The sequence below is a fragment of the Methylobacter psychrophilus genome (assembly GCF_025583945.1).
GTDB lineage: Bacteria > Pseudomonadota > Gammaproteobacteria > Methylococcales > Methylomonadaceae > Methylobacter_C > Methylobacter_C psychrophilus.
The window spans coordinates 1-11,238 of record NZ_JAOEGU010000079.1 but is presented as its reverse complement, the minus strand read 5'-3'; the positions used below and the strand labels follow the sequence as shown (position 1 = coordinate 11,238).

The following is an 11,238-nucleotide window of genomic DNA, read 5'->3' as shown; positions in this document are numbered from 1 at the left end:
AAAATTTTCAGGATTGCCAAAGATGTTTATCGGGGCAAACACAAGCATTACTCCTTGACATGGAATTTAGTGGCTGCTCTTGTTAACTTACGCTATGGCTGTATTTAGGAAAGATGTCTATTGTAAATAAACAAAAATCCTCAGCTTTTTTAGACTATTAATTTTTGGATACCAGCTAAAAAGTGCGATACATAAATAGATGGGCTTTCGTAGAGAGATATTATCTATAAAATTTTTAGTTAAAAACTCATCGAAAAACAAACAAATAACAAAACGCCAACATATCATGATGATCTTTATGGTAGAATGGCGCAATTGCCCCGATAGCTCAGCTGGATAGAGCGGTCCCCTCCTAAGGGACAGGCCGGTGGTTCAAATCCGCCTCGGGGCACCATACAGCGATTCAGGCAGATACAACGAAGTACAAAAACCCGCAAGTCATAAGGCTTAGCGGGTTTTTTATTGTCCAACGAAGTGTAACCAAATACATTGACATACCGCCACTGCTGGCGGTATAAGTGGCGGTATTTACAAACTTATCGAAGTTGATACCGCCATGCCACTCACTGATACCGCCATAAAGAATGCCAAACCTACCGACAAGCCCTATAAAATGCAGGATGAGAAGGGCATGTACTTATTGGTTAATGCCAATGGCTCAAAATACTTTAGATACAATTACAGGTTTAACACTACCCGTAAAACATTGGCGCTGGGAGTCTATCCGGTAACATCACTTAAAGAAGCCAGAGAAAAGCGAGATACCGCCATAAAACAAATTGCTGGCGGTATCGACCCCAGTGAAAACAAAAAAGCGGTTAAATCATCAAAGGCAGAAAGCGCCGCTAATAGTTTTGAAGTGATAGCGAGGGAGTGGTACGAAAGGAACATGACCGACAAATCAGAGAACCACCAAAAACGGGCCATGAGTCTATTTCAACGTGATATTTTTCCTTACTTGGGTAGTAAACCTATAGTTGACATAAAGGCTGTTGAATTATTGACAGCCTTAAGACGAATAGAATCCCGAAATGCCATAGAAACAGCACATAGAGCCTTACAGATTTGCGGGCAGGTGTTTCGTTACGCTATTGCTACCGGACGCACCGAGCGAGATATAACACCTGATTTACGCGGCTCCTTAATGCAAGCCAAGGCGGGGCATTTTTCAGCCGTTACAGAACCCAAGCAGGCCGCCGAATTGCTACGTATTATTGACGGCTATACCGGAACATTTGTGGTTAAATCAGCCCTACAGCTTGCACCCTTGGTATTTGTTCGCCCTGGCGAACTGAGACAAGCAGAATGGGCACATATAGACCTTGACGCTAAAGAATGGCGGTATCTTGTTACCAAGACCAAAACCCCGCACATTGTCCCCTTATCAAAACAAACCATTGAGATTTTAACCAGCTTGCAACCGCTAACCGGCAATGGTCGTTTTGTGTTTCCTAGTGCCAGAACGCCGAACGGTTCAAGGGCGATGTCTGATGTTGCCATGTTGGCAGCATTGCGGCGTATGGGCATTGGTAAGGATGAAATGACGGTACATGGATTTAGAGCTTTAGCGCGTACTATTCTTGATGAAGTATTAGGCTTCCGTCCTGACTTTATAGAGCATCAATTAGCACATGCTGTTAAAGATCCCAATGGCCGCGCTTATAACCGAACTGCTCACTTGCCAGAACGACATAAGATGATGCAATCATGGGCTGATTATCTGGACGGGTTAAAGAATGGCGCTCAAGTGATAGCGTTTAAAAAGATTGGATAAATGTAGTATTTTGGCGCTGGTTGTTCAAGCAAGTATAATGAAGTTTAATAGAGTGCAAAAAAGGGCTTATGGTATGGCAACATTAGAACTGGATAATGAAACAACTATATTACTGGCTGAGATGGCAGAAAATGAGCATACAACACTAGCTAAGTTAGCCAATAGACTGCTGGTCGAATGTCTTGAAGATTGGCAAGACGCACGGGCAGCGGATAAGGCGCTTACCGAGTTGGAGCAAGGGGAGGATGTCGTTATTAGCCTTGAAGAATGGGAGCGACAACTAGATGGAATGGCGCATTGAACTTAAAGCCAAGGCAGCCCATGCCATTAATAAACTTGATATACAACATCGAGAACGCATCCGCGAATTTTTAAAAAAACTATCAACCCAAAGTAACCCACGCGCCACAGGTAAAGCATTACAAGGTCAACTTGCTGGATATTGGCGTTACCGTGTCGGTGATTATCGGTTAATTTGTCAGATCAAAGACGATGAGCTAATTATTTTGATAATCGAAATCGGACACCGTAAAAATATTTACCGCTAACACAGCGGAAAACCCAATTAACCGGATAGGCTTAGCGGCTTACAAGTTGGATTCATTACCCAATTTCCGGTTATTCCTTTCGTAATGATGGCACCTTAATGGAGTGTTGATTGTCTTTATTTGAAACATACAAAACTGAATCATTCCCTAACCAATATTATGAAATTTCAAAAGTACCTTTTGTTTTAATGGGCATTGAGCCTTATTCAAAACTAGCAGATGACTTGATAAGTAATAAGTACGGCAGTTCTTATAATTTCTTAATCTGGAATTGTCCCAGTTATGATGAAAAAATGTGGAAGGGCATAAATGCACGCACGGCAGCAATGCAATATATTGAGCGTGATTGCACCCGCAATAATACCAATGCAATAAGTGAATGGGTTAGCAGCCATTCAAAAATGGAACCACCCGACTATAAATATTATAGATATAATTTATCAGAGTCAGAGATTGCTAAATATAAAACTGAACTCAATGAGAGTATTTCTAATGAAATATCCAGAATAAAAGCAGAAATAGAAGTTATTTACCCTGGATTATCTGTTTATCTTGTAAACATGGATAACGAGCAAGCCATACTTAACAAAGAGTTGCTTATGTTACGCGTTGCATTTAAGCGCATTAACCATGAAATATCCCATAATGACTTAATAATAAAGCACGCTGTTAACGACTACGTTCCAACAGACAAGATACTTGCGTATAAAAAACAACAAACAAAGCCAATAACCTCAGAACCTGAGGAACTCAAAGAATCAGAGCGTAATTCATTATTAAAACTTGTGTTAGGCATGGCTATTGATGGTTATAGATACGACCCATATAAAACAAAAAACACCTCAACAGGCGGGAAAAATGGGAGTATTCAGGCAGCGTTAAACAGGTGCGGCCTTGAACTGGATCAGAAAACAATTAACAGGTATTTGACAGAAGCAAACAAGAAATACCCCGCCAAGCCCTGAAAATACTAGACCCTAAACGGAATTAAAAAATAATTAACGGATTCCATCTATTCACAAAATAACCCGCGCAAGATACATCCTGACTTCATAACGATTCAGGATGTACAGCATGATAAAAATACACGCCCCACTCACATTACCGGAACTTGGATTCTTAAGAATCTGGCAAATAACCGGCAGCAAAGAAAGAAACATCCCCGCTTTAATCCCTATTGGCCGTACATCGTTTTTAAACGGCGTAAAGTCTGGCAAATATCCCAAACCTGTAAAGCTTTCAGAGCGCACAACCGCTTGGAAGGTTGAGGACATAAGAGCCTTAATTGGTCAATTGGGTGGTACACAATGAATAATGTTATAGCCTTAACCGAGAAAAAGAACGAGGCCAGAGTAGATAATCGCTTAATGGCTAAAAATCTCGGCATTACTCATGGTGCTGTTTTAAAAACCATTGATTCATACCTTGATGCTTTTAAAAATATCAACCCAGTCAGATTTGAAATCGCTATGGGTGAACTTTTACCACAAAGCGGACGCGCTAAACTGACCCGTTATGCCATTACAGACGAAACCACCAAGCCAAGCCGACTTAAGCGCAGACAAAAAAGGCGCTGGAAGATTAGCGATTTAATCAAAGCAGGATTGACAGATTGTTTCATGGCGGCTATTCTTACCGCACTGTCACCCCATGTGACGGTCGGGATTAGACCCCCGCGCAAGGCCGCAAAAGGCCACTATAAAACGTGGTTTTTTTGTACCCATCAAAAACTCAATTCAATTTTGTTATGGTGGGGTGTATTGAGCAGCCCGTTAAACGGCTGGCCGCGCCTTGGCGGTAGGTCTAACTTGATACATCCCACCGCCCAACGATTAGACCTTGTTGGCGGCGGCTTATCCCCTTCTACAAGGACTATCCGCATGAACAATACAAACATCCCTGCTCAAGTCGAGCAATCATTCAAAATAAACAACCGTAAAAAAATGTCACTTGATGACATTATTAAGCAACAAAATCAGCAAAGAGGCTTGGAGCCGTTAGCCTTAGAGCCTGAATTATTGCTTAAACGCATTGCTGATGGTGGTCACTCAGGGCAGTTTTTAGCCGATGCCTTTATCAGTGCTTACCGGACACAAGAAACCTTCAGCCACAGCTTAGGCGAACTTATCAAACTGGATGCTGAAGCCTTTAGACTATTTCACCAAGTTATTCATATCCGCCATATTAGAGGCTGGAATGATGACAACCTATACCAGATCGAGCAACAGATCATTGCTATTACTGGCGGTGCAAAATGAGCGCATCGACCCAAGCCACTCAAGATACAGAGCAAAAGCCCACATTCAATCCTGATTTTAGCCACCGTCTTGATATGGATTACAACGCCATTTGCACAAGTCAATTGTGTGACACCATTGACCTTATGGTTATGCGGTCTAAAGCCGTATTATCAATAATTTCAGATTTACACCAAGAGGCGCATATCAACAAGATAAACACAGAGTCAATAAGCTGGGCTTTAAAGTCGGTTATGTTAGAACTTGATGATATATGTGCGGTTGTAGAAATACATCACGATGCTGTTAACCATAAAGCCACGGTCGGTGCAGAATGAACGCGCCTACCAAAACCGCTCAAGTTGAGCAATGCCAAGTAACTCGCTTAAATGTTGATTTTAGTCACAGACTAGGCGATTTTGTAACTCTTCAATTCAAGATAAATAGCACCAGTAATTTAGTAGATGCAGTTAATTCTATGACTGACAGGGCTGATTCTATGTTGACCATGTTGGAATCTCAATTTATAGGCGATGAGGATTGCAGACTTAATGACAGTATTGTTTATAACGTGATTGAATCAGCTATAAAAGAGATACAAGATATTCGTAGCGTCGTTAATGCGTTCCATCAAGCCGATTTTCTGGCAAAACAAAACAGCACTGGCGGTGTGAAATGAACGCGTCCACCCCATCTTATCAAGTCGAGCAACACCAAACTACCCGCTTAAATATTAATTTTTCCCACCGCTTACCGGATCAGTTTGTTGATTTTGATATGAGCAGCCCACATGAATTATCTGACGCTGTAAATCAATCCACCGATAGAGCAGCCGGAATTTTACATATGCTGGCAGATAGGTTTATAGGCGCTATTGAAGATTGCCGCCTTAGTGATGGTGTTATGTATCACGTGATTATGGCCGCTATTCGAGAGATCGAGGACGTTAACAGCATCGTTAATGCCTTTAGTGATGCTGCAATCCTTAAGGAAATCGCAGACGTTAAGCAGAACGAACAAAACAATCAGGCATAAAAAAACCGACTAATCACTCACAATTAGCCGGTTCTTTGCAATCATACCGCCACAACCCAAGATCATTATAGACGATGGCAGTGTGATTGCAATCCCGACTAAGGGATAAATTAAAATGCAAAATATCATTGAACAATTTAAAAATGCCATGCTGGATAACTTCATCAATCCACCTGAAACCGTTATTGGTGACGGTCAACTACACCGCTTCAAAATAGAGGGAAAACTTAACGGCGCGTATGTCCTGCACACGGATGGACGCGCAGCTGGTTATTTTGAGGACTTCAAACAAGGCATAAAAATTCGCTGGAAACTGGCCGGTGATTTTAAACCGTTAACCGATGCCGAAAAAAAAGCCTTTGCAATCGAGCGCCAACGCCAAAGCGAGCAACGCAAGATTGAAGAAAAAACCCGCCATGATAATGCAACTCAAAAGGCCGCGCATATTTGGAACAAAGCAACACCGGCCATTAATCATCCATACCTCATTAAAAAGGCTGTGCAACCGTATACAACGCGCATTTATAAGGGCGCGTTAGTTGTGCCGCTCTATGCCGAAAACAGCGAGTTAGTCAGCTTACAGTTTATTGCTGATGATGGTAGCAAACGCATGATGAAAGGCGGCAAAGCACAGGGATCATGCTGTTATATTGGTAACGTTACTAAAATAACCCACGATAGCATTATTTTGATTTGTGAAGGTTGGGCCACGGGTGCCAGTCTGTATGAAACGACCGGCTATGTTACGGTCGTGGCCTTTAGTTCCGGCAATCTAACCGCTGTTGCTGGTCATATTCGCAAGCAATACCCGGATAATGAAATCATTGTTTGTGGGGATAATGACGAAAGCGGAGTAGGACAGCAAGCCGCAATTAACGCGGCTTTAGCAATTAATGGCAGTTATGTTGTGCCGCCTGATATTGGGGATTTTAACGATTACAGTTTGTCTTTGCAGGTGGTTTCTGATGACTCAGAATAAACCGCCGGTATTGGCAATCGTTGGCAAAGCCAAAAAACCCGCAATCAAGACCGGAGGCGGTGGAACTGGGAGCGGATCGGGTAAGAGTGAAGCTGTATCGTTTAGCAATTACTCCACTAACAATGGCGCTTTCCATCGTATTAAATACGTCAAATCAGGTGGTGATAGTGATGGCCGTTTAGAGTTTTCCTTGTGTAACTTTGTTTGTAAAATAACCAAGATTATTATTCAAGATGATGGACTAGTTGACACCTCTTTTGTGCGTATAGAAGGCCGTAGAAATGATGGTTTTCTCTTAACCTTGGTTGACGTTCCTATGAAAGAGTTTATGAGTTCACGAAGTACCTGGGTAAGTGATGCATGGGGATTAAAGCCCTATATAGAAACCGGCGCAACCGTCAGGGAAAACTTACGAGCAGCCATACAACTTTATTCAAGCCTTGATGGTGACGTACCCAGTTGCACCGTTTATAAATACACCGGCTGGAAAAAGCTTAATGATACTTGGCATTACTTAACCGGATCAGGTGCCATTACCGCCAGCGGTCTAGTTGAAAATGTCGAGGTGGACTTAGGTTTTAACAATATGAAATGCTACCAACTTCCAGCACCCTTAACAGGCGACAAACTGACAACAGCCGCAAACAGTGCTTTATTGTTGCTTAACATCTGCCCTAAAAAGCCGTATATTGGTTTAATTTTGTTGGCAGCCATAGCCCGCGCCCCCTTGGGTGAGTGTCACCCTACTGACTTTATTATCTGGATTCAAAGCTTAACCGGCTGCGGAAAATCAGAACTTGCAGCACTGGCACTAGGGTTTTTTGGCGACTTTGAAGCACGTAATTTTCCTGCTAACTGGGGAGATTCCGCTGGGCAATGTGAAGTTAAAGCCCATCGTTGCAAAGATAGCTTATTTGTTATTGATGAGTACAAACCTTCAGGAGATCAAAAAAAAGTAGCAGATTTAAAAGCTTTTGCAGATCGTTTTATTATGAATACTGGTAATCAATCCGGTCGTGACGTTATGACCACCGCTAGAGTGGCTTATAACCGTTCGATGACAATAGCTACAGGTGAAGATTTACCACCCGGGCAGTCAAACCTAGGCAGAATGTTAGTTTTAGAGCTAGACCGTTCTGATATTGATTTACTCAGTAAAGATAGGTTAATTAGTCAACTGCAAGAAGCGCGTGAAAAAGGCTTGTTTACCGGCTTAATGTCCGCCTATTTGCAATATTTAGCGCCGCGCATGGATCAATTAAAAAAAGATTTACCCAAGCATGTTAAAGAATACCGAGACTATGCCGCCCGGAACAAAATAGCCACATCACATAACCGCGCCCCCGAGCTTTACGGGAACCTATACGCCGCCCTTGAAGTTTTCACCGATTTTTTAGAAACCATTGAAGGACTGGAGGAGCCTAATCGCTTAATGGGCGTTGTTGACTATCAACTGGCACAAGTCTTTAGTGAACAGGGAGCCTATCAAATCGAGCAGGACGAAACAGAAAAGTTTTTAAATTTGTTACGCGCCGTGTTATCGACTGGCTGCGGACACGTTGCCTATTACATAGACCAAAGCGCACCCAGCGAACACCCCCACGCCTATGGTTGGCGACGAGAGGCAGGTGATTTAATGCCAAAAGGTGAGTTAATTGGTTGGTATGGTAAAACCCCAAAGAATGAGCCGGAATTATGGCTAAGTCAAGAGGCAGTATTTAAAGCCGTGCAACGATTTGCACGGGATCAGGGCAGCCCGTTTTTAATGTCACCCGGTACTTTATGGCGACGGCTGCATGAAAAAGGCCACATTATCCAGACAGAACCAGATGGAAAGAGCGGCAGACCTCGCTTGACTGTAAAGAAAAAAACGGCGGGGGGACATAAGCGCGTAATGGTGCTAAACCCCAACGTGATCGAATCAGAATCTTAAGCGGGATCAAAAAAATGCAGAATCTTAAACCAACTATACGCACCACGAAAGCAGCATTAAAAAAACCCACACCTTTTCATGTTGAAGCCATAAAAATGCTGGATTATTTAAACAAAAACATAACCGATTGTGAGCATAAAGGGCGTGCTATTAACCCTTTAGTACTTAGCAGTATCATTGATATTATTTATCGGTTATTAATGGGTGAGCTAGTTTTGAAAAAACATACATTAGGAGATTTAAAAAACTTAATTGATAGCGGATTACAAGAGTAATGAGGCGTGCAATGATATTAAGAGCAAGCATAATTCAATCAGAAACCTAAACCATTAACAATTTAATGTCAGTCTTAAACTAACAGAATTAAAAAATGAACTTAACTACACAACCTCAACATTTTGAAAACAGCATTATCCCGCGTTTAGGGCATAAATTAAGCCGCGCCCCCGTAGGTGAGCAGCTTAAAAAGATATGCTTTAGTTGTGAAAAAGGCTTTTGTAAACGTAAAGGCAGGGGTAAATTTTCCATTGTCAGTAATTACCCTGGCCGCTATGTATGCGAGAAATGCCACCGTGATTTTATCAACGGCAAACCCAACAGCAAGATTTACGAACCCCACAAAGACCTGTTAGCCACTAATGCTTAGTCAGGCCTGGGAACATTTAGAAAAAAACTAATCAGTCTTATAAGGGGATAGAGCTTAATAGCTTTATTCCCGCACCCGCAAACCATACGCCATTAAGTAGCTGCACACGCGGACTACTATTTCATTTAACCCATTGTCGCCTTATCACCCGCACCCTAATACATACGCCATTAAGTAGCTGAACAAGCACAACTGATTGAATCAATCATTGTGTTTTATTCTGGAAACAATACCGGCTCTTTAAAGCAAACAGCCAGCCATAATACAAAAACTTAACAGCCTATATATATATTTTCTTGGGGAATTTGGGGAAGTAGTAGTATAGCCCTTATATAACGTGGCTTTAACGTTCCCCAAATAGTTTTTATTTTTTGGGGAATTCCCCAAAAAAAATGGGGAGCTGAAAACAGCTTGAAAACCTATTAAAACCTATTATTCAGCCTAATAAATTGCATAAAAACCCAATTCCCCGTAAATTTATGGGGAGAATCCCCACTTTTAAGCCCTGCATGGGGAACGCTAAAGCCACGCGCTATATGGTCTTGAAGGGTAGTTCCCCATGTTCCCCACGTTTTAAACATACCCCCCCCTACAGTGTGAGTTATTTATATATATTTGACTGGATAGAGGGGGGGTATAAATCTCTAAATTGAAGCGCTATCCTTTGCCCGCCCCAAGGTATATTTTTACGCATAATGTTTTGAATAGAAAAAACCCAACTACAACAATGCACAGCTAAACGCCAAAACCAATTATTTGAAAAAGGGGGGTGCCAAGGTACTCCCTGGCTAACCCCCATTGCGGGGCTAAATGACCGCGAGATTTTTGAGTTTTTTAGCCCCTATAGGTCTCGACTACAACGTTATATTTTAATCATAAACTATTGATTAGTATAAGATAATAACGTTTTTATCTTTTGTGTGTTGCTGGTAATAAAGCCAGAGCACAATTACCCCGCTACTCATGGCGTAATAAAGAAAGGTACGGGTATTTATTTTTAGTTGCTACCAATTCAACACAGCCCGGCTTTACCGGCCATTAGGCTTCCGTCTGAATCAACATTCAATCAGCATAGGCCTTTGGTTCTCTTCTGGATCATCATTCAAAGTTACGGACAAATAATTACATTCCAGAATATTAATACCTGGTATTAACAACCAACTGGATCAGAACTCAGACAACACGCCTTTATCTGCCTTTGGCTTCTATCTGGATCAGTATTCAACCAGTACCGGCCCTTGGTTCCTATCTGGATCAGTATTCAACCAGTACCGGCCCTTGGTTCCTATCTGGATCAACATTCAGGCAGAGCACCGGCCCTTGGTTCCTATCTGGATCAACATTCAGGCAGAGCACCGGCCCTTGGTTCCCGTCTGGATCGTCATTCAATCAGCACCGGCCCTTGGTTCCCTTCTGGATCGTCATTCAATCAGCACGGGCCATTGGTTCCCTTCTGAATCAACATTCAATCAGCATAGGCCCTTGGCTTCCATCTGGATCATCATTCAAGGTTACAGCCAAATAATTACATTCCAGAATATTAATACCTGGCATTAACAACCAGCTGGATCAGAACTCAGACAGCACGGCTTTACCGGACATTGGCTCCCATCTGAATCAACATTCAATCAGCATGGGCCATTGGGCTTCCGTCTGAATCAAGCCGCACAGTTACCGCCAAATAATTATATTCAAGAATATTAATACCTGGTATTAACAACCAACTGGATCAGGATGCACACAGAGCACAATTCCCCCGCTACTCATGGCGCAATAAAAAAGGTACGGGTATTTATTTTAGTTGCTACCAATTCAACATAGCCCGACTTTACCGGCCATTGGTTTCCATCTGAATCAACATTCAATCAGCACGGGCCATTGGTTCCCTTCTGAATCAACATTCAATCAGCACCGGCCCTTGGTTCCCGTCTGGATCGTCATTCAATCAGCACCGGCCCTTGGTTCCCGTCTGGATCGTCATTCAATCAGCACCGGCCCTTGGTTCCCGTCTGGATCGTCATTCAGACAGCAACGACCATCAGCTCCCTACCGTAACCACATTCAATCAGCAACGACAATTGTATCT

At 42.4% G+C, this 11,238-nt stretch carries 13 protein-coding genes and 1 tRNA gene; all 14 read left to right on the top strand.

All coding sequences use genetic code 11. The features are described 5' to 3' along the window. Positions 1–317: 317 nt before the first annotated feature. Positions 318–394 (top strand) — tRNA-Arg (locus N7974_RS19290). Between the two features lie 162 nt (positions 395–556). Continuing rightward, positions 557–1,774: a tyrosine-type recombinase/integrase gene (locus N7974_RS19285; protein ID WP_262967175.1), complete on the top strand. Its 1,218-nt coding sequence runs from the start codon at positions 557–559 to the stop codon at positions 1,772–1,774. A gap of 73 nt (positions 1,775–1,847) precedes the next feature. Next, a complete protein-coding gene (locus N7974_RS19280) occupies positions 1,848–2,075 on the top strand; it encodes a DUF6290 family protein (protein ID WP_262967174.1) in 228 nt (75 codons plus the stop codon). Next, a complete protein-coding gene (locus tag N7974_RS19275) occupies positions 2,059–2,322 on the top strand; it encodes a type II toxin-antitoxin system RelE family toxin (protein ID WP_262967173.1) in 264 nt (87 codons plus the stop codon). The genes N7974_RS19280 and N7974_RS19275 overlap by 17 nt, the downstream gene beginning before the upstream one ends. Before the next feature lie 110 nt (positions 2,323–2,432). Further along, positions 2,433–3,287, top strand: a complete 855-nt coding sequence (locus tag N7974_RS19270; protein ID WP_262967172.1) for a hypothetical protein — start codon at positions 2,433–2,435, stop codon at positions 3,285–3,287. 109 nt (positions 3,288–3,396) lie between these two features. Beyond that, positions 3,397–3,633, top strand: a complete 237-nt coding sequence (locus tag N7974_RS19265) for a helix-turn-helix transcriptional regulator (protein ID WP_262967171.1) — start codon at positions 3,397–3,399, stop codon at positions 3,631–3,633. Then, on the top strand, positions 3,630–4,580 hold the full coding sequence (locus tag N7974_RS19260; protein ID WP_262967170.1) for a hypothetical protein: 951 nt from the start codon (positions 3,630–3,632) through the stop codon (positions 4,578–4,580). Before N7974_RS19265 ends, N7974_RS19260 begins: the two co-directional genes overlap by 4 nt. Beyond that, complete coding sequence (locus N7974_RS19255) at positions 4,577–4,897, top strand: hypothetical protein (protein ID WP_262967169.1); 321 nt, start codon at positions 4,577–4,579, stop codon at positions 4,895–4,897. The genes N7974_RS19260 and N7974_RS19255 overlap by 4 nt, the downstream gene beginning before the upstream one ends. Then, positions 4,894–5,238 (top strand): hypothetical protein, encoded by a 345-nt coding sequence (locus N7974_RS19250; RefSeq protein WP_243218648.1) that lies wholly within the window; start codon positions 4,894–4,896, stop codon positions 5,236–5,238. The genes N7974_RS19255 and N7974_RS19250 overlap by 4 nt, the downstream gene beginning before the upstream one ends. Further along, positions 5,235–5,594 (top strand): hypothetical protein, encoded by a 360-nt coding sequence (locus N7974_RS19245; RefSeq protein ID WP_262967168.1) that lies wholly within the window; start codon positions 5,235–5,237, stop codon positions 5,592–5,594. The genes N7974_RS19250 and N7974_RS19245 overlap by 4 nt, the downstream gene beginning before the upstream one ends. A 115-nt stretch (positions 5,595–5,709) precedes the next feature. Next, positions 5,710–6,573 (top strand): toprim domain-containing protein, encoded by an 864-nt coding sequence (locus N7974_RS19240; protein WP_262967167.1) that lies wholly within the window; start codon positions 5,710–5,712, stop codon positions 6,571–6,573. Beyond that, positions 6,560–8,506: a cell wall-binding protein gene (locus N7974_RS19235; RefSeq protein WP_262967166.1), complete on the top strand. Its 1,947-nt coding sequence runs from the start codon at positions 6,560–6,562 to the stop codon at positions 8,504–8,506. Before N7974_RS19240 ends, N7974_RS19235 begins: the two co-directional genes overlap by 14 nt. 14 nt (positions 8,507–8,520) lie before the next feature. Then, on the top strand, positions 8,521–8,781 hold the full coding sequence (locus tag N7974_RS19230; RefSeq protein WP_262967165.1) for a hypothetical protein: 261 nt from the start codon (positions 8,521–8,523) through the stop codon (positions 8,779–8,781). Positions 8,782–8,876: 95 nt separating this feature from the next. Continuing rightward, the gene (locus N7974_RS19225; RefSeq protein ID WP_262967164.1) at positions 8,877–9,152 is read left to right on the top strand and encodes a hypothetical protein; all 276 of its coding nucleotides are present in this window, start codon (positions 8,877–8,879) and stop codon (positions 9,150–9,152) included. Positions 9,153–11,238 lie beyond the last annotated feature (2,086 nt).